Raw genomic sequence first — 21,293 nt, 5'->3', positions numbered from 1 at the left:
GGTCAGATCCTGGTTCACATCCTGAACAGGCCGAACTTCGTCGGCTCGATCGGCGCATTGGCGGCGGCCGACAGGCCGAGCCCGAGCACCAGGCGGGTATCTGCGGGATCGATCACGCCGTCGTCCCAGAGCCGCGCCGTCGCGTAATAGGGATTGCCCTGCTTCTCGTATTGCGCGCGGATCGGCTCGCGGAACTTGTCTTCCTCTTCCGCCGACCAGCTCTCGCCCTTGGCCTCGATGCCGTCGCGCCGCACCTGGCTCAGCACCATCGAGGCCTGCTCGCCGCCCATCACGGAGATGCGGGCGTTCGGCCACAGCCAGAGGAAGCGCGGGCTGTAGGCGCGGCCGCACATGCCGTAATTGCCGGCGCCGTAGGAGCCGCCGATCACGACGGTGAATTTCGGCACGCCGGCGGTCGCAACCGCCGTCACCAGCTTGGCGCCGTCGCGCGCGATGCCGCCCGCCTCGTACTTCTTGCCGACCATGAAGCCGGTGATGTTCTGCAGGAACACCAGGGGAATGCCGCGCTGGCAGCACAGCTCGATGAAATGCGCGCCCTTCAGCGAGCTCTCGCTGAACAGAATGCCGTTGTTGGCGATGATGCCGACCGGATAGCCCCAGATATGGGCGAAGCCGCAGATCAGCGTGGTGCCGTAGAGCTTCTTGAACTCGTCGAATTCGGAGCCGTCGACGATCCGCGCGATGATGTCGTGCACGTCGAACGGCTTGCGGCCGTCGGCGGAGACCACGCCGTAGATCTCCTCGGCCGGAAACAGCGGCTCCTGCGGCGTTTTCATGTTGAGCGGCGCCTTCGCCGGCTGCTTCAGCGTGCCGACGATGCGGCGCGCGATCCCGATCGCATGGGCGTCGTTCTGCGCGTAGTGATCGGTCACGCCCGACTGCCGGGAGTGGACGTCGGCGCCGCCGAGCTCTTCGGCGGTGACGACTTCGCCGGTCGCAGCCTTCACCAGCGGCGGGCCGCCGAGGAAGATCGTGCCTTGATTGCGCACGATGATGCTCTCGTCGGACATCGCCGGCACATAGGCGCCGCCCGCCGTGCAGGAGCCCATCACGATGGCGATCTGCGGGATGCCCTGCGACGACATCTGCGCCTGATTGTAGAAGATGCGGCCGAAATGCCGCTCGTCGGGAAAGATCTCGTCCTGCAGCGGCAGGAAGGCGCCGCCGGAATCCACCATGTAGACGCAGGGCAGATTGTTCTGCCGCGCGATATCCTGGGCGCGCAGATGCTTCTTCACCGTCAGCGGGTAATAGGTGCCGCCCTTGATGGTGGCGTCGTTGGCGACGATGATGCATTCGCGCCCCGCGATGCGTCCGACGCCGGTGATAACGCTCGCCGAATGCACGTCGCCGCCGTAGAGCCCGTTGGCGGCGAGCGGCGACAGTTCGAGGAATGCTGTGCCGGGGTCGACCAGGAGATCGACGCGATCGCGCGCCAGCATCTTGCCGCGCGAAGTGTGCCGCTTGCGCGAGGTCTCACCCCCGCCGCCGGCAACCTGCTTGAGCTTGTCGCGGAGTTCCGCGACCAGGCTGCGCATCACATCGGCGTTGCGGGCGAATTCAGAGGATGTGGGATCAATCGTCGAATGAAGCGGCATCGCTGTTGCACGTTTCGTTGGAGGACACGTTAGGACGACGAACGGAGGCCCTACGTCACCTCGCCCCGCTTGCGGGGAGAGATCGGATCGCATCGAAGATGCGATCCGGGTGAGGGGGAGCCTCCGCGAACACATCTGTCACCACTAACGCGGTGACAGCCCCTCACCCCAACCCTCTCCCCGCAAGAGCGGGGCGAGGGAGAAGAATCTAGGCCGTCTTCGCGAACAGCTCGCGGCCGATCAGCATACGGCGGATCTCGCTGGTGCCGGCGCCGATCTCGTAGAGCTTGGCATCGCGCAGCAGCCGGCCGGTCGGATAGTCGTTGATGTAGCCGTTGCCGCCGAGCAGCTGGATCGCATCCAGCGCGCATTGGGTGGCCTTCTCGGCGGCATAGAGGATGGCGCCGGCGGCGTCCTCGCGGGTGGTCTCGCCGCGGTCGCAGGCCTTCGCCACCGCGTAGACATAGGCGCGCGAGGCGTTCATCGTGGTGTACATGTCGGCGATCTTGCCCTGCACCAGCTGGAACGAGCCGATCGGCTCGCCGAACTGCTTGCGCTCGTGGACGTAGGGCAGCACGACGTCCATGCAGGCCTGCATGATGCCGATCGGTCCCGCCGCCAGCACGGCGCGCTCATAGTCGAGACCAGACATCAAGACGTTGACGCCGCGCCCGACCTCGGAGAGCACGTTCTCTTCCGGCACCTCGCAATCCTCGAACACCAGCTCGCAGGTGTCCGAGCCGCGCATGCCGAGCTTGTCGAGCTTCTGCGCGGTGGAGAATCCCTTCATGCCCTTTTCGATGATGAAGGCGGTGATGCCGCGCGGGCCGGCATTCGCATCGGTCCTGGCATAGACCACCAGCGTCTCGGCGTGCGGACCGTTGGTGATCCACATCTTGTTGCCGTTGAGCACGAAGCGGTCGCCCTTCTTCTCGGCGCGGGTCTTCATCGAGACCACGTCGGAGCCGGCGGAGGGCTCCGACATCGCCAGCGACCCGACATGCTCGCCGGAGATCAGCTTGGGCAGATATTTGCGCTTCTGCGCCTCGTTGCCGTTGCGGCGGATCTGGTTGACGCAGAGGTTGGAATGCGCGCCGTAAGCCAGCCCGATCGAAGCCGACGCACGCGAGATCTCCTCGACCGCGATGCAGTGCTCGAGATAGCCGAGGCCCGATCCGCCGTACTCCTCCTCGACCGTGATGCCGTGCAGGCCGAGCGCGCCGATTTTCGGCCAGAGGTCGCGCGGAAAGGTGTTGGAGCGATCGATCTCGGCGGCGCGCGGCGCGATCTCGTTGGTGGAGAAATCATACACCGTCTCGCGGATCGCATCCGCGGTCTCGCCAAGGTCGAAATTGAAGATTGCCGCCCGGTTCGAGGCCATGATCCCTCCCATGAGATTCATCTTGCAATTAAACGATCATACGTTTTTTTCTTGGCTTCGCAAGCGACTGTGCTATGGTTTGCGTATGAAATCCGCAGTTCATTGAATTTACTGGGATTTCATGCGATATACATACGGTCGTTTGCTTGTTTCCGGCACTCCCTGACAAGCCAACATCCCTCCGAGGCCCCGATGGCACGCACGATCGGCTCACATGGCCCCACGACGCTGGAGGCGATCCGCAAGGCCGGCGTGCGCCTGATCTTCGAGCGCGGCTACGAGGCGATGAGCCTGCGCCAACTCGCCGCCGAGGTCGGCATCCAGGCCGGCTCACTCTACAACCATATCTCAACCAAGCAGGACCTGCTGTTCGATCTGGTGCAGGAGCATATCAACGATTTGCTGCGCGAGCTCGATCTCGCGCTGGAGGGCAAGGCCGATCCGGTCGAGAAGCTGCGCGCCTTCGTCGCCTTCCACGTCAGCTATCACATGACCCGCAAGCGCGAGGTCTTCATCGCCAATTCCGAACTGCGCAGCCTCGAGGCCAAGAACTACGACGTCGTGGTGGCGTTGCGCGGCGCCTATGAGCAGCGGCTGGCGCAGATCCTCACCGACGGGGTCTCGGACGGCGTGTTCGAGGTCGGCGATATCCAGGTCGCGACCTTCGCCATCATCGCGCTGCTGACCGGTCTTTGCACCTGGTACCGCCCCGGCGGCCGGCTGACCCGCGACGCCATCATCGCGGCGCATGAGAAGCTGGTGCTGTCGGGCGTCGCACCGCAGGCCGCGCTCGGTCGGGTCGGCAGCGGCAGCAAGAGCCCGCGGACTGCGGTAGCGGGCTCGTGACTGTGACAGAGCGCCCACAGCTCGATGACATCGATCTGCGCATCCTGTCGGAGTTGCAGCGGGACGGCCGGATCAGGATCAACGAGCTCGCCGAGCGCGTCGGCATCACAGCGCCGCCCTGCCTGCGCCGGGTCCGCGCCTTGCGCAGCCGCGGCGTGGTGCAGGCGATCCGCGCCACGCTCGACGAACGGCTGTTGGGCTATGAAGTGACGACCTTCGTCCTGATCCAGCTCGACAGCCAGAACCTGGTTGCGATCGAGGCGTTCGAGGCGGCGGTCGCGGCCGTGCCGCGCTTCCTGCAATGCTGGCGGATCTCGGGCGATGCCGATTTCATGCTGAGATGCGTCGCGCCCAGCGTCGACGACATGCGTCAGCAGCTGCTGCAGTTCGCCGGCCTGCCCAACGTGCGTAAAATCCGAAGCTTTCCGGTGCTCGGCGTCTCCAAGGATGCGCCGCTGCCGATCCCGGGCGCCCTCGCCGCGCCAAGCCCTGCGAGCTGACCCGGCGCCCCTTCCGCCAGACTCGTCATGCCCGGCCTCGTGCCGGGCATCCACGTCTTTTCTTCATTCAGGCAGCAAAGACGTGGATGGCCGGGACAAGCCCGGCCATGACGAAATTGAACTCGTTTTGAAGCGGTATGGCCTAATGCGTCCACGGCTCCCAGCGGCGGAATGCAAAATTGTCGGCATAGGCGATCTGGCGGTGCGCCGAATCCTTCGGCTCGATCACCTGGTAGGCGATGCCCTTGCGCTCGCAATAGGCGACCGCCTCCTCCTTGGTCTCGAACTGCAGCGTGAGCTGCTGCTTCATGTCAGTGGACGAGGTCCAGCCCATCAAGGGCTCCACGGTGCGCGGCTGCTCCGGCTCGTAGTCCAGTTGCCACTCTTTGGTCTTGGCACGTCCCGATTGCATCGCGTTTTTGGCGGGCTTAAAAATGCGTGCGGTCATGGATGGTCGGCCCCGTGGGATGTGCGATATGGAAGCGATTTGAAGGAAACCGCCGGGATAGTATAGAGACACCGTTCAACGATCTGATCGGTGATTCCTCGATCTCGGAGGGAGCCTTCGCCGGACCGGTATAGTCATTCTACCGCGCTGTGACAATCTGGCCTCGGGGGGCTTCGGTTTGGAGCCTCTTGGGCCCGCGGCGCGGCCTTCTCGACAGCATCATCTCGAGGAAGCGGCGCCCCATGGAAATCCACGCTCACCTGCCCGACAAAGGACGTGACCTCCGGCTCGACCTGTTCCGTGGGATCGCGAACTGGGCGATCTATCTCGATCACATCCCCGACAATATCGTGAACTGGATCACGACCCGGAATTACGGCTTCAGCGATGCCGCGGACCTGTTCGTCTTCATCTCCGGCTACACCGCATCCTTCGTCTATGCCCGCATGATGCTTGAGCGCGGCTTCATCGTCGGCGCCACAAGGCTGACCAAGCGGGTCTGGCAGCTCTATGTCGCCCACATCATCCTGTTCGTGATCTACATCGCCTCGATCAGCTATCTGGCGCTGCGCTTCGGCGATTCCGAGATCATCAACGAGTTCAATGTCGCGGGCCTCGTCGACAACGCCACCGAGACGCTGCGCCAGGGCCTGTTCCTGAAGTTCAAGCCGGTCAATCTCGATGTGCTGCCGCTCTACATCGTGCTGATGGGGCTGTTCCCGCCGGTGCTATGGTTCATGCTGCGGCAGCCGAACTGGACCATGCTGGCGTCGCTCGCGCTGTGGCTGGTGTCGCGGCACATGGGCTGGAACCTGCCCGCCTACCCGGCCGGGACCTGGTACTTCAATCCGTTCGCCTGGCAGGTGCTGTTCGTATTCGGCTCGTGGTGCGCGATGGGCGGCGCGCGCGCGAACATGCACATCATCAACTCGCGCTACACGCTGTGGTTCTGCGTCGCCTATCTGATCTTCGCCCTGATCATGACGATGGCCGGCCGCTTCCCGGACCTCGGCGCGATGTTCCCGGACTGGCTGTTTTCGACCTTCAACCCGAACGACAAGACCAACCTCGCGCCGTATCGCTTCCTGCACTTCGTGGTGATCACGGTGCTGGTGATCCGCTTCGTCCCGAAGGACTGGTCGGCGCTGGAGTGGAAGGTGTTCGATCCCCTGATCGTCTGCGGCCAGCAGTCGCTCGCGGTGTTCTGCGTCGGCGTGTTCCTGTCCTTTGTCGGACATTTCGAGCTCTCGATGAGCTCGGGCTCGCTGTTCGCGCAGATCTTCGTCAGCATCTCCGGCATCGCGATCATGACGATCGTGGCCTATTACATCTCGTGGTCGAAGCGGCAGGACAAGCCGATCAAGCCGCCGGCGCAGAAACCGGCGGCGCCGGCAAAGGCTGGGTGACAAAGTGCGTCATTTGCCCGGCCGCCGCCCTTTGCCACCCGGCTGGCCGCTTCGCCACCTGCCCTTTGAAGTGAACCCATCCCAGGTGGTGGTCCAGCGATACTCGGCCGCCGGCGCCTTCGCGATGCTATCGGAGCTGCGCGCTCCCTCCAGGGCAAACGTGGCGCCCTGCGGGTCAAGGCAGCGAACGATCCAACTACCGTTCGGCAGCTCCAGCGGCCCCTCGTAGACCCGTCCGCCACCGGCCCTGACTCGCACGATGGCTGCGTCGACGTCGTCGACGTTGAAATAGTAAAGCCAGAACGCGATCGGTTCGAGCGGACGCTTGTTGAAGATTCCACCGATGGTCTGCCCACCAGCAGAGAACAGTTGGTAGGACTCGGCGCCGCCGACGTCGCTGTCGGCCTGTCGCCAGCCAAAGACCTCGCTGTAGAAACCAAAGGCCTTCCGCCAATCGGCAGCCAGCAGTTCATGCCAGCCGACCCGCCCAGGGGCATCGAGGCCTTCAACCGCGGGCCGAGCGATCCTTGATCCGCTAAGCAATCCGAACGTCGCCCGCTGCGGGTCGGCGACGATCGAGATACGGCCGATATTGGTGCCGGTCGGTGGCACGTAGACCGCGCCACCACGTTCTAGCATTCGGCGAACGGCAAGATCCATGTCGTCAACACCGACATAACCAATCCATCGCGGGGTTGCGCCCTGGCGTATGCCCTCTTCCGGCAACTCCATCAGACCGCTTCGGGTAAGCTCGCCCGACATGAACAATTTGTAAGAAATCCCGGGTGTAGACGCATCCTTCGTCACCCAGCCGAGGACGCTGCCGTAAAAGGCACTCGCTCCTCCCAAGTCCGTGGTCAACAGCTCATACCAGGCGAAGCTCGCACCATCATCAGCCATGCCGATCCCTCGCTTCGGCGTCGGGACAACCGCAGTGCAGCATGCAAATTCCCTCATCGTCAACGATCGCGCCTGAGCGACAGGGCCGGCCAATAATCGCGTTCATCAAGATGAACCCGAGAACGAAGATGAACGACAGCACTTGATGCACGCTAGCGCCTCGCGAGAGTGTGCGCGCAGCGCGTCTTGCATGCAGCTGCGACAATTTGTACAACTGCGCGAGAGTTGAAATCGACAACACGTCAAGAATGGAGGATGCGAGCATGCCGCGAGTGAAGCAAGCCCCCAAGAGCAAGCGTGTGACCAGCAAGCGTATGACCAAGGCCGCTGTGCCCGCTTTGGGGGCAGCCGGATTGACTTTCTCGCTGGTGGGGGGTGCGTCCGCCTCCGCCGTTCCGGCAGCAGACGCGCCGCAGATTCAGAAGTACGGACCGACGCAAGCCATCACACTCGGCGAAGAAGAAATCGCCGACGTCAGCCTGGCGACGTTCCACCTGTTCGACAAGGAAGACATCGGAGCCGGCGTCCAGGTGGCGTGGCGCGGATGCGGCGGCTGCCGAGGTTGCCGTGGCTGTCGCGGTTGTCGTGGCTGCCGCGCCTGCCGCTGCGGTGGCTGCGCTGGTTGCGGTGGCGGCTGCTGCCTGTCGTGGGGCGCCTGCCGCGTCTGCTAGTCGAAACAGCATCGCGTTGACACACATCGATCGTCATGGCCGGGTCCGACACACGTCGACCCGGCCAAATTTGTATTGTGTCCGTATCGTTGCGCGGCTCGCTTCGGGCAACGGCGCGGAGGTGTCGAAGCCGGCGCCTTGCCCGCTTCAATGATCGACCCACAAGCTGCACAGGAACGATTCTTTGCCAGGCAAATCCACCCAGCGCGCCAACAACGACGTTCTGCAGTTCGCACCGAATTTCACGGCCTACGTGCTGCCTCCGGATGTTGTCTGCCTCTATTCCGAAGATCGAAAGTTCTTTCTCCATGGCGAGCTCTATTGCACGCTGGCGTCGGCAATCGGTGCAAATGGATGCAGCGTCGCCAAGCTCACGGACAAGCTCGGGCTAAAGTTTCCGTCCGACAAGATCAATGAAGCCATCAAGCGACTGCTCGACCGCCGCTATGTGATCGCGAAATCGCCAGGTCCCGGCACCGCCGCGGCGGGACTTTGGGCAAGCCTGGGCCTTTCTGACGCGATAGCCGAACAAAACCTTCACAACTGCCGCGTTCGACTTGAGACGATCGACGTCAAGGGCGCGGCCGAATTGAGCAAGGCACTGCAGAAGCTGGGCGTCCGCATCGTCAAGACATCGCCCGACCTTACGGTTACGTTGGTGAACGACTATCTCGATCGGCGGCTCGCGGAACGCAACCTGCAGCGCGTGTCCAACGGATCAGCCTGGTTGCTGGTGCAGCCCTCCGGGATATTTCCCCTGATCGGCCCCATGTTCAGCCCGGGCGAGACCGCGTGCTGGACCTGCCTGTACGACCGGATGATCCGCAACCGCGAGGTCAAGGGCTTCCTTGATCGCGGCGCGGCGCGGCGGGTCGCGGTCTCTGCGCTCGCACAGCACACCGTTGGACAGAGCGCCATCCACTTTGCGGCGATTGAAGTCGCCAAGGCGATCGCGAGCGGCTTCCGCACCGATCTGCGCAATCACATCGTCAGTCTCGACCTGCTGGGCTCGACCATTGCAAAGCACTACGTGGCAGCCCGCCCGCAATGCCCAACCTGCGGCAACAAGAAACTGCAAAACCCGCGGCGGTCACCACAACCGGTCGAATTGGGCCCCGGCGCCAAGCTGGTCATGACCAGTGGCGGCTATCGCACCGTCTCGTCCCGCACCACGGTGGCGCGGTTCAAGAAGCATGTCAGCCCCCTCACCGGTGTGGTGACGCGGCTGGAGCGGATCGAAGTCGATCTGCCGATGAACACCAATTTCTATGCCCAACATAACTTCTCCGCGCCGGCGCAGAACGTGGATCAGCTTCGCGCCGGGCTGAGCGGCGGCAGTTTCGGCAAGGGCAGCACGGCCGAACAAGGCGAGGCCAGCGCGCTGATGGAAGCAATCGAGCGATACTCGGGAATTTTCCAGGGTGATGAGATCCGGGCCCGAAAACGCTTCGCCGACTTCCCCCCTGGCGACGCAATCCGTCCCAACGACATCCTGCTCTTCAGCGACGAGCAGTACCGCGGCAGCGCCGTGCCGAATCCCAACGACTCACACCACACCCAGCCCGCCCCCGAGCCGTTTGATCCGTCCGCGAAAATCGAATGGTCACCCGTCTGGTCGTTGCGCGACAAGCGGTTCAGGCAGATTCCGACCAGCCTGCTGTATTTCTTCTATCAGGGTCCGGCGGCCTTCGCCGCTGATTCCAACGGCTGCGCTGCCGGCAATACCCGCGAGGAAGCCATCGTGCAGGGCTTCCTCGAATTGATGGAGCGCGACGCCTATGCGATCTGGTGGTACAACCGGTCGCAACGCGCTGCGGTCGATCTGAACCAGTTCGACGATTCCTACGTCCGCGATCTGAAGACCCAACTCGAGGAAGCGGGCCGGCGGCTCTGGGTGCTGGATATCACCAGCGATCTCGGCGTCCCGACCTACGTCGCGATCGTGCATTGGATGCAGAACGGTCAGGAAAACATCGAGTTTGGCTCGGGCGCTCACTTCGATCCGCGTATCGCGTTGCTGCGGTCGTTGACCGAGTTGAATCAGTTCCTCTCCATCGGTCTGATGGGTGGTGGCAGCGGCGAGAAGCCGAGCCTCGATGGCGTCAATCCGCTGCGGCTCGACGAATATCCGTTCCTGATTCCAAGTGCCAATCCCGTCATCCCGCCGGCCGCCGCGACAGACGTGCCGCTCGACAACACCCGTGCACAGGTGGATGCCTGCGTTGATATCGCGGCCCGCGCGGGTCTCGACTTCCTGGTTCTCGACCAGACGCGACCGGACGTCGAGGTTCCGGTGGTCCGGGTCATCGTTCCCGGGATGCGCCATTTCTATCGCCGCTTCGCGCCGGGGCGGCTCTATGATGTGCCCGTCAAGCTCGGATTGCGCGATCGGCCATCGCTGGAAAGCGAGTTGACGCCATTTCTCCCGCACACTTGAGGTGATACCGGCGTGCGCGCGCCCAGCAAAATGTACGAGAAAAAGAAATCGTCACGCACCACGCCGCCGGTTGTCTTCGTTCGGCTCAACCCGCTCGTCGCGCTCGAAGCGCAACCTGACGGGAGTATGGCGGCCCATGTCGAAGGCTATTCGGAGCCTCTGGGAACGTTCAGCGCAGCCGCAGCGGAACGCGCCCTCGAACTGCAGGCAGGCCTGCCACTCCCTCGCTCTGAAGGCAATGCGGTCGAGCGAGAGATCGAACGCCTGATGCGGCAACTGGCACGCCGCGGCCTGCTGGAATATCGCCTGGCGCATACGGGCGACGCCAATGATCTCGTCACGATCGAGCCGCAGACCCCTGATTACTGGCCGCGAACGCCAAAGCTCGGCGATGCGGCAACAGTCGTGCTGTCACGCTTCGCCTATCTTCGGCGGCGCGGCACCGAGATGATTCTGGAATCACCGCGGGCCGGCGCACTGTTGAGGATCCATGATGCGCGGATTGCGGCCCTTCTGACCATCCTTGCCACTCCTCAGAAGATCAGCCGCATCCGGCGTCTGGATGGCTATCCGGGCCCTGCATTACTTGCGCTGCTGCTGGACTGCCAAATCCTGATCGAGGTCGACGCGGCACAACGCGATACGCTGCGAAAGGCGGAAGGCGATGACGGCCTCGTGCTCTGGGATTTTCACGACTTGCTGTTCCATGCCCGCAGCACAGAAGGCCGACAGGCTAATCCGCTGGGTGGCCTCTATCCGCACACCGGCCTGATTGCGCCGCTCCCCGCGATCCGACCTGCCTGGCCCGGTAAGCGCATCAAGCTGCCGGAATCCGACCGCATCGCCTCGCCGCTGGAACAACTGCTGCATGACAGGCATTCGACTCGCGATTTCGACAATCACAAACCTATCACGTTGGCTGAACTTTCGACGTTCCTGAACAGCGTCGCGCGGGTCCGGGCGAAATGGAGCGGGCAGCTGGAGTTTGCCGATGATGGTCCCGATATCGAATATACCAGCAGGCCGTATCCGGCAGCGGGCAGCGCCTACGAGCTTGAGCTCTATCTGGCCGTCGCGAATTGCGACGGCCTGACGCCAGGTTTCTATCACTACGACGCCGATGCGCATGCGTTGGCGGCCATCGACGTTCGCCCACAACAATTCGAGGCCATGTTGCAAAGCGCGGGATTTGCCATGGACGCGCCGTCTCCACCGCAGATCCTGATCACGATCGCCGCGCGATTTGGCCGAATCTCTTGGAAGTACAGCGCCATCGCCTATGCGCTCATCCTGAAGGATGTCGGCGTTCTGACCCAAACGCTGTACCTGGTGGCGACGGATTTGGGCCTCGGCGGCTGTGCGATCGGCACCACCAATATCGATCTGTTCGCGAAGATGACCGGGCTCGACATTCACATCGAGGGACCAGTCGGCCAGTTCGGGCTGGGGCGCGGCATGGAACCGCCCCCTGCCGGATAGTCCTCGATCCGCCGCGACAAGCTTGCCTGGAGGACCGTGATCAGCCGCCGCGGCTGCCGTCCTGGGTGGTCGAGGAGACGATGGTGGCGACGTCGCCGAACGTCGTCATCACGGGCGTGACGACCTTGTGCATCGCGGTCTTCGACACCAGCGTGTCGTGCAGCACGAGGTTGTCGATCCCGGTGGTAAGGAAGCAGCTCACCGCATCCTGCGGCGTCTCGATGATCGGCTCGCCCTTGACGTTGAACGAGGTGTTGATCAGCACCGGCACACCGGTCAGCGCCTCGAACTCCTTCAGCAGGCGATAGAGCACCGGGTTGGTTTCCTCCCGCACGCTCTGCACCCGCGCCGAGCCATCGACATGCACGATCGCCGGGATCTTTTCGCGCCATTCGGGGCGCACCGGCTTGGCGATCAGCATGTAGGGCGAGTCCTCCTCGCCCTCGAAGATCTCCGTCATCCGCTCGGCCAGCACGATCGGCGCGAACGGGCGGAAGGCCTGACGGTGCTTGACGCGGCTGTTGAGGATGTCCTTCATCTCGGCCTTGCGCGGATCGGCAATCAGGCTGCGGTTGCCGAGCGCGCGCGGACCGAATTCTGAGCGCCCCTGAAACCAGCCGATCACGCGCTGGCCGGCGAGCAGCTTTGCGGTGTCGCGGCAGATATTGTCGCTGCGCTTGGCGTCGATCTGGATGCGCACCAGGAAGCTTTGCAGCGCGGCCGCGACCTCGGCCTCGCTGTAGCGCCGGCCGACATAAGCATGCTCCATCACGAAGGCGCGGCGCTGCTTCAGAATCTCGAGCCAGCCGTAATAAGCGCAGCCGATGGCAATGCCGTCGTCGCCGGCGGCGGGCTGGATCCAGACGTTCTCGAAGCCGGCCTCGCGCGCGATGCGCCCGTTGGCTACGCAGTTCAGTGCGACGCCGCCCGCGATGCAGAGGTTCTTCGCACCGGTGGTCTCGCGTAGCCAGCGCGCCCGCGCCAGCAGCACGTTCTCGGTGTCGTCCTGCACCCGCCAGGCGATGTCCTCCCAGTGCCGCATCGTCGGGCTCTTGTCCCAGCTGCCGCTGTCGAGCACGAAGGGTTGCTGGTTCTCGGCGCCCCAGAACGGCACGTGCAGCCTGCCGTCCTTCATCTCGAGCAAATGGCCGACCTGCTCGTGGCGGCCATAGGGCGCAAGCCCCATCAGTTCGCCGCACTTGTTCCAGTCGCCGAACACATAGGTCGAGACCCGGCTGTACAGCGCGCCGAGACCCGGCATGTTGTAGAACTCGTCCGACAAGAGACCGCGCGCCGGCTCCATAAAGACCTTCTTCAGGCATTCGAGCTTTGTATCGTCGAACCTGTAGTAACTCTCGGACTCGCGGGCAAGCGGCGACGCCCCATCCTGCGGATAGGTTTCCATCGCGTCGGCCTGATAGTTGCCGACGCCGTCGACGATCATCACGACGCCGTCCTTGAACGGCGACACCGCGAACGCGCTATAGGCATGCGCGAGGTGATGCGAGATCGACACCATCTTGTCGGACTTCGCGCGAAACAGCGGATGCTTGATCGCCTCGTTGCGCTCGGCGACCGGCAGGAAGCCCGGCATGTCCTGGTGGAGCATCCGCTCCTCCATCTCGGGCACCGGCAGGATGTAGCTGTTGCGCACCACGAGATCGACGTCGTCGAGCGTGATGCCCTCGGCGGACAGGCAGTAGTCGATGACCTCCTTGTAGAAGCCGGAGGCGTGCTTCTCGCGGGTGATGCGCTCCTTGGAGATCGCATAGGCGATCGCGCCGTCACGGAGCAGGCAGGCGCTCACGTCATGGTCGTAGACGTTGAGACCTAGGACGTAGGTGTGTTGTTTCGGCATGGGCACTCTTCGGGGAGGATTCTGAAACGCTCAGAGAACATGATCGTGTCGACTTCAAGTTCTCGACGGCATTTTCCGCGGCTCGCAAATCTCTGCTTCTGCGATGCACAAATCACATCGGCGCAATGCAAGATGAACAGAATGAACGGCGGATGAACGACAAGATGAGTGTAGCAACCACATCATCCTTTGCAGGCGGGAACGTAACTTGACCTTACCTGTTGGTCTCAATAGAGTCGTTAAAGCTCGCAAGAACCTTAGTGAAAATATTGTCTTAGCATGCTCGAACCGGATGCCGGTGTCGCGCGTCCAAGCGAGACAGCCAGCATCAGTTCAGATGTTTGGAAGTGACTGGAGATCTTCGGAATGACTAAACGCTACAATATCCTGACTCGTTGCCTCGCAGCAGTCGCTTTGTTGTTCGTCTATGTCGCAAGCACCTCTGCCATCCTGGTCGGCGCCACCACGTCGTCTGCGCAGGCACAATGGCGCGGACGTGGCTATGGGTATCGCGGCGGCTGGGGTCGCGGAGGCGGATGGGGTTATGGTCGTGGATATGGTTATGGCCGCGGCTATGGCTACTACGGCGGTTATGCCGGTCCCCGTTGCTGGTGGACCCCGCGTGGTGTTCGCGTTTGCCGGTGGTAACAACCGCCCGGCCGACACAAGCAATATTGAAGACATCAATCAGGTGCGCCGGTCCCGGCGCACCTGATTTTCCTTTTGCGGCTTGGTTGTCCTGCTCGGACTTGATTCACCCGCTGTGGCCTGGCTCATCTCCGGCACGCAAGAAAGAGCCCCGGGAGACGCCGGGGCTCTAGTCACGGGAGAGAACGCTTCAGAAATCGGGACGCGAGGACGAGCCGCCGGCCCGATCACCCAATGCATCTACGACGTGTATGAGAGCAGATTCGGCTGCCTCAGGCTGTAGCCGTGCCGCAACAACCTGCCGTAATGCACAGCATGTCCACAGGTTCCCGAACTGGGCGAAACCGCCCGAAGGCGCCTAATCGTCGAGGATCGCAACCGCCCTCGTCCATCCCGCCGACGCGCGCTCGATCTTCACCGGGAAACACGACACCATGAACCCGGTCGACGGCAGTTGCTCGAGATTGTGCAGCTTCTCGATGTGGCAGTAGCCGATGTGCCGCCCGGCCTTGTGGCCTTCCCAGATCAGGCTGGCGTCCCTGGTCTCGGCATATCTCTTCGCGGTGAAGACGAACGGCGCATCCCAGCTCCAGCCGTCGATGCCGGTCAGCCGCACGCCTCGCTCGAGCAGATACATCGTCGCCTCATAGCCCATGCCACAGCCCGAATTGACGTAATCGGCCTGGCCATACTTCGCGCCGGCGCTGGTGTTGACGACGACGATCTCAAGCGGCGACAGCGTGTGGCCGATCCGCTTCAGCTCGGCTTCGACATCGCCTGCGGTCGCGACGTAGCCGTCAGGCAGATGCCGGAAATCGAGCTTCACACCCGGCTGAAGGCACCATTCCAGCGGCACCTCGTCGATGGTCCACGAGCGTTCGCCGCGGTTCATGGTCGGATGGAAGTGCCAGGGCGCATCGAGATGCGTGCCGTTGTGCGTGGAGAGCGAGACCTGCTCGACGGCCCAGCCCTGCCCGTCAGGCAGATCCGCAGCCTTCAGCCCATCGAAGAACTGCAGCATGCGCGGCAGCCCTTGCTGGTGGTCGATATACTGGATGGTCGGGTGATTGCCCGGCGGATCGGCCGGAACGTCGTTCTGCAAGGGAACCGAGATATCGATCAGTCTGCGCGCCATGGTGCTTCCTCGCGGATTGGTCCTGTCAGGCCGAACCAACCTGCCAGTCCGCGCGCACCATCGGCAAGCCACATCCGCTCGAGATCAGGCACGGTCTGCTCCGGTTGCGACAGCGGCAAGGCGCCGCAACGTTGAACCTATTTCACGCGCGGACGACCCATGGGCACTGGGGATTTCAGGGCCCAGTATTCGGCGACGCCGTCTGGACGACCCATATTCCGTCCAGGCGGCGTTGTTGCGTCAGGCAAGACATCCCAGCCGAAACTTGGTACCCCTGCCAGAACGCTGGTCACGCACAGAGAGCCACAGAAACAATCCGTGTCCTCATGTCGGGCGGATTGCTGGTGGTGTTGCCACGGCGATACAGAGATACCCTTACAACGATGCTAACCCACCTGCATCTGAATCAAGACGGGGTTGCGTCGTGTCGGGATTTGATCACTGGAACGGTGCAAATAGAACTTACGCGTCCGCCGAAACGCCACATCTGCGCGATGAGCAGCAGCAGTTTGACCGCTATCACAAATTCGACGACGCCATCTTGCGACCGTCGGAGAGTGGCTCAAGAACCGTGATCCTGGATCGCTACAACCCGCCGACTCGTTGATCTGGTCAGCGCCCGGGCGGCTGAAGTTGCGAGGAGCGGAGCGCGGGGCTTCGGCAGCAGATCAACAAAGATCGCATCGTTTTGAGCGACCATCACGCCAGCGAATGCTTCTAATCCAGTCGGCATTCGCTTCGTCGGTCGCAGCCGCTCAACAAGATCGGCGAGTTCGGTGGCCGGATCGGTAAGTTCGACGGACTTGTCCAAAGCGCCGCCCTCTTCCGTCCTTCCATGCTCTTCCCAGACGCTAAATCTGGGACGTAAAAAGCCTCGAAAAACCTATCAAGTCCTTGAATTAAATGGTCGGGGCAGCTGGATTCGAACCAACGACCTGCAGTACCCAAAACTGCCGCGCTACCAGGCTGCGCTATACCCCGATATTTCCGAGAAGCCCCGTGGATACACGCTTCAGCCAGCGCCAGCAAGGCGGCGGTGTGGGACTTCCAGTTGAGAAATCAGCCACGGTTTCCGTCCAGAAACCGCAAGGGAACGGCGAGCTAGTGACCCCCGAACAGCGGGTGGCCGACCCGGTCGCCGGGCTGGATGCCGTATTTCTGCGCGGTGCCGGCAATCACCTCGAGGACGCCCTTGGCGAGCCCCCGCGACGGAATGATCTTGGTCGACATCGGCTCGGTGTTCTCGGCGATCCGCAGGATGCGGCCGTCGGCGCGGATGAAGATCATGTCGAGCGAGATGTAGGTGTTCTTCATCCACATCGACACTTCCTGCTCCGGCGTGAAGTCGAACAGCATGCCTTTGCCGTCCGCGAGCTCCTTCCGGTACATCAGGCCGGTCTCCTTCTCCTGCTCGGTGGTCGCCATTTCGACGGAGAAGACGTGCACGCCTGACTTGGTGACGATCTCGAGCGGCTGGACGCTGGCGGCCTGCGCGGCCGGGGCCAGCAGCGCGCCGAACATCATGATGAGGGAGGCCAACAGCCACGGGCGAAGCCGCCCAACCATGCGATCGAAATCCATCGACAAATACTCACACCGGGGAAGATTTTCCGGCGGACCCTAACCCGATGATTGCGGCAAATGCCAGAGCCCTGGCGGCTCGCCGGCGGCTCACGTTTCCGTCAGGGAGTCCAGCGCGGGGCTCAGTGCGACGACAGCGCCGACGGACCGGTCTCCGGGTGGATCTCGGCGGCCATCATGCCCTTGGAGCCGGGCCCGAACCGTACCAGCACGTACTGGCCCGGGCGCAGCTCGGTCATGCCGAAGCGGCGCAGCGTCTCCATGTGCACGAAGATGTCGGGCGTGCCTTCCCCGCAAGTCACGAAGCCGAAGCCGCGCAGCCGGTTGAACCACTTGACCTGCGCACGCTCGAGCCCGCTGGTCGCGGTCACGGTGACATGGGTTCGCGGCGGCAGCATCTGCGCCGGATGGATCGCGGTCGACTCGTCCATCGAGACGATGCGGAAGGCCTGGTAACCCTTCGCGCGCTGCACGCACTCGACGACGAGCCGCGCGCCCTCATAGGCGGTCTGGTGGCCGTCGCGCCGCAGCACCGTCACGTGGAGCAGGATGTCGGGCCAGCCATTGTCGGGGACGATGAAGCCGTAGCCTTTCGAGGCGTCGAACCATTTGATGACGCCGGAGACTTCGACGAGGTTGGCCGCGGCGTCGCCGAGACCGGAGAAGGCATCGATCGCCGGATCGCGCGGCGCGCTGCCGTACTCGCCTTGCGCAGTCCTGCTTTGCCCAACTCCGCCTATCGGCGGTCCGCCGAGCTTCTTGGACTCAAATCCGTCCGACCCCATGACCCCGGACCCCACACATCAAATGCAGAGCGCCGACGTTGCGGCGCACCCTGTACACGCTGCTCTCCATGACCAACTCACTTGGACAACTCATCTGGACGCTGCGCGAATCTCTCAACCAAAAGATAACACTCCCGCTTGCCGGGCATAGCTAAAAAACGATTCTTGCGGGAACTATGAACAGGCTTGCACAGCCGCGAATCAATCAGGCGTCAATTGCCTACGAATGGACCAAGCGTGTCGCCGATGTCGTGCCGGATCACCAGGTCGGCGATGTCGTCCTGATCGGTCGGCTCGTTGTTGATGATCACGAGCCGCGCGCCGCTCTCCTTCGCCATCATCGGAAAGCCCGCGGCGGGCCATACCACCAGCGATGAGCCGATCGCCAGGAACAGGTCGCAGTGCCTTGCGAGTTCCGCCGCGCGATGCATCGCATCCTCGGGCATCGACTGCCCGAACGAGATCGTCGCGGTCTTCACCGGATCGCCGCACTCCGCGCAGTCGGGCGCACCACCGGTCTTGTCGAAGTGCAGCTTCACCCACGCGAGGTCGTAGTCCTTGCCGCAACCGATGCAGCGGGCGTAGGTGGTGTTGCCGTGCAGTTCGATGACGTCATCGGCCTTGAAGCCCGACGCCTGATGCAGATTGTCGATGTTTTGGGTGATGATGCCGGGAACCTTGCCTGCCCGGTAGAGCGACGCGAGCGCGCGATGCCCGCGCCCCGGCTTGGCGGCCGCAAATGTCGGTTCCATCGCGAAGCGCCGGCGCCATGACTCGTCGCGCGCCTCCTGACTGGCCACGAACTCGTCGAACGGGATCGGCCGGTTGCGCGTCCACAGCCCGCCTGGCGAGCGGAAGTCGGGAATGCCGCACTCGGTGGAGATACCCGCCCCGGTGAAGGGCACGATCGACGATGCCTCGGCAATCATGTTGCCGAGCCGCTCGACGCCGCTGCGCAGATCTTTTGCAATCACTGGGAATGATCCGGTTGGCCGGCCGCGACTATAGCATGGTCGGCGCGACTGCGAGCTCAACCATCACGCGAGCGATCGGCGGTGAGGCCGCGGCGATCGGGTTGCGTTGGCGACCTGCTCCGCCGGCGCGTCAGCCTCGTCGCTCTTCCGCTGCCTCTTCCGCTGCCTTGGCTTCATCACAATCCTGCAAAGTCTGCTCCGCATTGACGCCCAATTCACTGATGCCAATGCGCGGCGGGGATAGGACCACGACGAAGAGGATGGGCAATGGCCGATCAGAAAGACAGTGCTGCGCGCGAGCGCGAAGAGATCGTCGCACGCGTTGCCAGCTTCCGCGCGACGCAGCAGAAGTTCGAGCGCGATCGCCAGGAATATTACGACAACACGCTCGGCAATGTCTGGAGTGGATTGCAGCGCAAGAGCGCTTGATGTCGCGCCGACCGCGTGCGCTCACCGGACGATCGATGCGAATGCAATTCCGCGCGATCGCACCATGACGCGCAATTGAGAAAGCCCGGAGCGGTGTGCTCCGGGCTCGTCGCCGTTACCAATAATGGCGATAGTAGTGGTGCCGATAATACGGACCGCGATAATAGGCGTATCCGTCGTCGTAGTAGCCGTAGCGCGGGCCATAATAACCGTAGCCGGGCCCGTAATAGCGTGGGCCGTAATACGCGCCGGCCGCACCCGCGGCGAGTGCGCCGGCGGCCAGACCGAACGCCAGGCCAGGGCCGATACCGCGCGCTTGCGCCGGCGCGCTGACCATCGTTGCGCCCACCGTCGCTACGGTCGCCAAAACTGCCAATGTCCTCTTCATGGACAACCTCCTCACGTGGTGATGTGCACCAACGCGGGCGCAAAAGGATGGTTGCAGCAAAACGCCCCTTCGGGTTCCGCAGCCATGCGATAGCGCAAAGCTACCATCGGTTAGCGCTGGAACAAAAACACAACCTCAATGATTAGCTTTGCCGTGAGCGAGGTTGGCATCGATGCCGGCGTGGATGGAACTGCTGCTGAATGTGATGGGCTTTGCCGGCTTTATCGGCATCGCGATGTATCACAAGCATCCGAACGGGAAGCTGCCGGACTGAGCGCCGGGGCGCGGCTTGGCTTGCCGATTCTGGTTTGATTTCCGCTCTAGTTTGATTTCCGCGCCTCTCCCGCCGTGCGAACCAGCCGGTCCGCCTTCACGAGCACCTTGCCATTCTCCGGCTGCGGCCGAAGCCAGAAGCTGATCGCGACAAAGGCGGAACAGAACAGCAAGCCCACCACCATCACGCGCCGGTGGGTCGGTCTGTCAGCGCTATGGAACGATGGCATCATGGCTGTCACCTGCAACAATCCCTACCGCAATCATAGGTGGTGACAACGCAATACTGCCCTTAACCTAACCAGGTAGGGTTAGCGGTGGCTCGGTAAGGCGGCGCTGGAAGGCCTCAGGCCGACATCCACAACGCTATCCCGCGTTTGTCCGCAGCAAATTCACAGCCGCGACAGGTCGATTTGCCAAACAGAATGCGAAGCTTGCTGCGCACTCGTCCACAGCCTTGCCGCAATCAGGCGTCGGCCAGCCTTTTCAGGGTTGCCTGGAAGCTCAGGCTGCGGGTTCCAACCAGCACGGTTCCGAACACTTCGGCCTGGTCACCGCTGAAGGTGCCGGAAAATCCGCTCGTCACCTCCTGGCCGGCGAACAGCGGCCGGGTGAACGGATCGGAAAACGGGGAATGCTGGTTGGTCCTGAGATGCCCCTTCCAGGTGCCCTCGCCGGCCGTGTAGGCCCCGATCGACCAGAAATGCGGCCCGCCACCGATCAGCAGACCATCGCGCAGGATCAGGACGCCGCTGTCGCGGCCCCGCACGCCGTCCATCATATGGATATGGATCGAATAGAGCCCGTTCCTCATCGATCGCGCCGTCCGGTCCCAAAGGCCCGCAGTATGGCGCCAAGCAGGCTGGCAGGCGAGCGGGCCAATACCGCCCGGCCGCCGATTCGAACCGAAAGCGCTGATCCAGGCGCTTACAAATCGTTAAGAAAGCCCTGACAGGGTTCGACAGCCGGAGGGAGAGAGCCATGCTCGTTTACCCCGTACCTGTCGAAGTGACGCAAGCCAGAGTGCAGCTCGTCGTCGATCAAACGGCGAAGGAGCAGCCGCGCATCATCAGCGAGGATGTGCTCGACGTCTTCGCCGCCAAGAACAAGGCCGACCGCGACGCCGTCGAGACCATTCTCGACATCAAGGTGTGAGATCGCAACCGGCCAACGACGTTTGCATTGCACACGCGGCGGCGCGCGCCGCCGCATGTCGCGCGGGATCCGGGGACGCATCGCCAGGCCGGCCCTGAAGGCCACCGCAAATCCCCCCTCGCCGGGCTTTTCCTTTGAACCTTTTACGCAGCGCCAAGACAAAACTGCGCTGGGGATTTCAGGGCCCAGCGTCTGGCGCAGCGCTGTGGGACGAGGATATTCCGTCTACGCGGCGCTGTTGCATTTTATAAATTCAACCTTAAGTTTGGTCCCCAACAGTTGACGGCTCACGCCCTGAGAGATCCCCAGTCCGTCAACTGGGAAAGCCCCGCATCCAGCCTGCGGGGCTTTCTATTTTCGGGATGCTGGAACCTGCCGCC

At 62.9% G+C, this 21,293-nt stretch carries 22 protein-coding genes and 1 tRNA gene; 9 read left to right on the top strand and 14 right to left on the bottom strand.

Translation table 11 applies throughout. The features are described 5' to 3' along the window. Positions 1-14 precede the first annotated feature (14 nt). Positions 15-1,619, bottom strand: a complete 1,605-nt coding sequence (locus ACVIGB_RS07320; protein WP_456723218.1) for a carboxyl transferase domain-containing protein — start codon at positions 1,617-1,619, stop codon at positions 15-17. A 208-nt stretch (positions 1,620-1,827) separates the two neighbouring features. Next, positions 1,828-3,000 (bottom strand): isovaleryl-CoA dehydrogenase, encoded by a 1,173-nt coding sequence (locus ACVIGB_RS07315; RefSeq protein ID WP_092113954.1) that lies wholly within the window; start codon positions 2,998-3,000, stop codon positions 1,828-1,830. 192 nt (positions 3,001-3,192) lie between these two features. Between ACVIGB_RS07315 and ACVIGB_RS07310 the strand changes: the two genes are divergently transcribed. Then, on the top strand, positions 3,193-3,846 hold the full coding sequence (locus ACVIGB_RS07310) for a TetR/AcrR family transcriptional regulator (RefSeq protein ID WP_456723219.1): 654 nt from the start codon (positions 3,193-3,195) through the stop codon (positions 3,844-3,846). 2 nt (positions 3,847-3,848) lie between these two features. Then, on the top strand, positions 3,849-4,346 hold the full coding sequence (locus ACVIGB_RS07305) for an Lrp/AsnC family transcriptional regulator (RefSeq protein ID WP_456725223.1): 498 nt from the start codon (positions 3,849-3,851) through the stop codon (positions 4,344-4,346). Between the two features lie 142 nt (positions 4,347-4,488). Here ACVIGB_RS07305 and ACVIGB_RS07300 read toward each other — a convergent pair whose 3' ends face one another. Then, complete coding sequence (locus tag ACVIGB_RS07300; protein ID WP_092113947.1) at positions 4,489-4,794, bottom strand: ETC complex I subunit; 306 nt, start codon at positions 4,792-4,794, stop codon at positions 4,489-4,491. A 242-nt stretch (positions 4,795-5,036) separates the two neighbouring features. On the opposite strand from ACVIGB_RS07300, the gene ACVIGB_RS07295 reads away from it, so the two are divergent. Beyond that, a complete protein-coding gene (locus ACVIGB_RS07295; RefSeq protein ID WP_456723220.1) occupies positions 5,037-6,200 on the top strand; it encodes an OpgC domain-containing protein in 1,164 nt (387 codons plus the stop codon). Positions 6,201-6,209: 9 nt separating this feature from the next. Here the strand turns inward: ACVIGB_RS07295 and ACVIGB_RS07290 are convergent, their stop codons facing one another. Continuing rightward, positions 6,210-7,100, bottom strand: a complete 891-nt coding sequence (locus ACVIGB_RS07290) for a VOC family protein (protein ID WP_456723221.1) — start codon at positions 7,098-7,100, stop codon at positions 6,210-6,212. 299 nt (positions 7,101-7,399) lie between these two features. Between ACVIGB_RS07290 and ACVIGB_RS07285 the strand changes: the two genes are divergently transcribed. The 3 genes from ACVIGB_RS07285 (at position 7,400) to ACVIGB_RS07275 (ending at position 11,687) form a co-directional block, all read left to right on the top strand. Then, complete coding sequence (locus tag ACVIGB_RS07285; RefSeq protein ID WP_456723222.1) at positions 7,400-7,771, top strand: hypothetical protein; 372 nt, start codon at positions 7,400-7,402, stop codon at positions 7,769-7,771. 184 nt (positions 7,772-7,955) lie between these two features. Next, complete coding sequence (locus ACVIGB_RS07280; RefSeq protein WP_456723223.1) at positions 7,956-10,208, top strand: TOMM precursor leader peptide-binding protein; 2,253 nt, start codon at positions 7,956-7,958, stop codon at positions 10,206-10,208. A 30-nt stretch (positions 10,209-10,238) separates the two neighbouring features. Further along, complete coding sequence (locus ACVIGB_RS07275) at positions 10,239-11,687, top strand: SagB/ThcOx family dehydrogenase (protein WP_456723224.1); 1,449 nt, start codon at positions 10,239-10,241, stop codon at positions 11,685-11,687. Positions 11,688-11,727: 40 nt separating this feature from the next. Here the strand turns inward: ACVIGB_RS07275 and ACVIGB_RS07270 are convergent, their stop codons facing one another. Then, positions 11,728-13,545 (bottom strand): carbamoyltransferase family protein, encoded by a 1,818-nt coding sequence (locus ACVIGB_RS07270; protein ID WP_456723225.1) that lies wholly within the window; start codon positions 13,543-13,545, stop codon positions 11,728-11,730. Between the two features lie 366 nt (positions 13,546-13,911). Between ACVIGB_RS07270 and ACVIGB_RS07265 the strand changes: the two genes are divergently transcribed. Beyond that, positions 13,912-14,193 (top strand): hypothetical protein, encoded by a 282-nt coding sequence (locus ACVIGB_RS07265; RefSeq protein ID WP_092113934.1) that lies wholly within the window; start codon positions 13,912-13,914, stop codon positions 14,191-14,193. A gap of 358 nt (positions 14,194-14,551) precedes the next feature. On the opposite strand, the gene ACVIGB_RS07260 is transcribed toward ACVIGB_RS07265, so the two are convergent. The 6 genes from ACVIGB_RS07260 to ACVIGB_RS07235 form a co-directional block, all read right to left on the bottom strand. After that, positions 14,552-15,328, bottom strand: a complete 777-nt coding sequence (locus ACVIGB_RS07260; protein ID WP_456723226.1) for a cyclase family protein — start codon at positions 15,326-15,328, stop codon at positions 14,552-14,554. A gap of 562 nt (positions 15,329-15,890) precedes the next feature. Continuing rightward, the gene (locus ACVIGB_RS07255; protein WP_456723227.1) at positions 15,891-16,139 is read right to left on the bottom strand and encodes a hypothetical protein; all 249 of its coding nucleotides are present in this window, start codon (positions 16,137-16,139) and stop codon (positions 15,891-15,893) included. Between the two features lie 93 nt (positions 16,140-16,232). Then, a tRNA-Pro gene (locus ACVIGB_RS07250) sits at positions 16,233-16,309 on the bottom strand. Between the two features lie 120 nt (positions 16,310-16,429). Then, a complete protein-coding gene (locus ACVIGB_RS07245; RefSeq protein ID WP_456723228.1) occupies positions 16,430-16,909 on the bottom strand; it encodes a DUF192 domain-containing protein in 480 nt (159 codons plus the stop codon). A 122-nt stretch (positions 16,910-17,031) separates the two neighbouring features. Continuing rightward, complete coding sequence (locus ACVIGB_RS07240) at positions 17,032-17,694, bottom strand: cold-shock protein (RefSeq protein ID WP_456723229.1); 663 nt, start codon at positions 17,692-17,694, stop codon at positions 17,032-17,034. A gap of 212 nt (positions 17,695-17,906) precedes the next feature. Continuing rightward, entirely contained in the window at positions 17,907-18,668 is a 762-nt protein-coding gene (locus tag ACVIGB_RS07235) for an SIR2 family NAD-dependent protein deacylase (RefSeq protein ID WP_456723230.1), read from the bottom strand. A gap of 267 nt (positions 18,669-18,935) precedes the next feature. Between ACVIGB_RS07235 and ACVIGB_RS07230 the strand changes: the two genes are divergently transcribed. After that, the gene (locus ACVIGB_RS07230) at positions 18,936-19,097 is read left to right on the top strand and encodes a hypothetical protein (protein WP_171947559.1); all 162 of its coding nucleotides are present in this window, start codon (positions 18,936-18,938) and stop codon (positions 19,095-19,097) included. 115 nt (positions 19,098-19,212) lie between these two features. Here the strand turns inward: ACVIGB_RS07230 and ACVIGB_RS07225 are convergent, their stop codons facing one another. From ACVIGB_RS07225 to ACVIGB_RS07215, 3 genes are all read right to left on the bottom strand, one after another. Next, a complete protein-coding gene (locus ACVIGB_RS07225; protein WP_092113925.1) occupies positions 19,213-19,485 on the bottom strand; it encodes a hypothetical protein in 273 nt (90 codons plus the stop codon). Between the two features lie 320 nt (positions 19,486-19,805). After that, positions 19,806-20,000, bottom strand: a complete 195-nt coding sequence (locus ACVIGB_RS07220) for a hypothetical protein (RefSeq protein ID WP_456725224.1) — start codon at positions 19,998-20,000, stop codon at positions 19,806-19,808. Positions 20,001-20,224: 224 nt separating this feature from the next. Next, positions 20,225-20,572, bottom strand: coding sequence for a GrlR family regulatory protein (locus tag ACVIGB_RS07215; protein WP_212317336.1), 348 nt, complete (start codon positions 20,570-20,572; stop codon positions 20,225-20,227). A 167-nt stretch (positions 20,573-20,739) separates the two neighbouring features. Here ACVIGB_RS07215 and ACVIGB_RS07210 point away from each other — a divergent pair, with 167 nt between their 5' ends. Then, positions 20,740-20,913: a hypothetical protein gene (locus tag ACVIGB_RS07210; RefSeq protein WP_171947558.1), complete on the top strand. Its 174-nt coding sequence runs from the start codon at positions 20,740-20,742 to the stop codon at positions 20,911-20,913. Positions 20,914-21,293: the final 380 nt, after the last annotated feature.

The organism is Bradyrhizobium sp. USDA 4341 (assembly GCF_054063755.1).
Note: the sequence above shows the minus strand (reverse complement) of the source record. Positions and strands in the feature narration are given on the sequence as shown.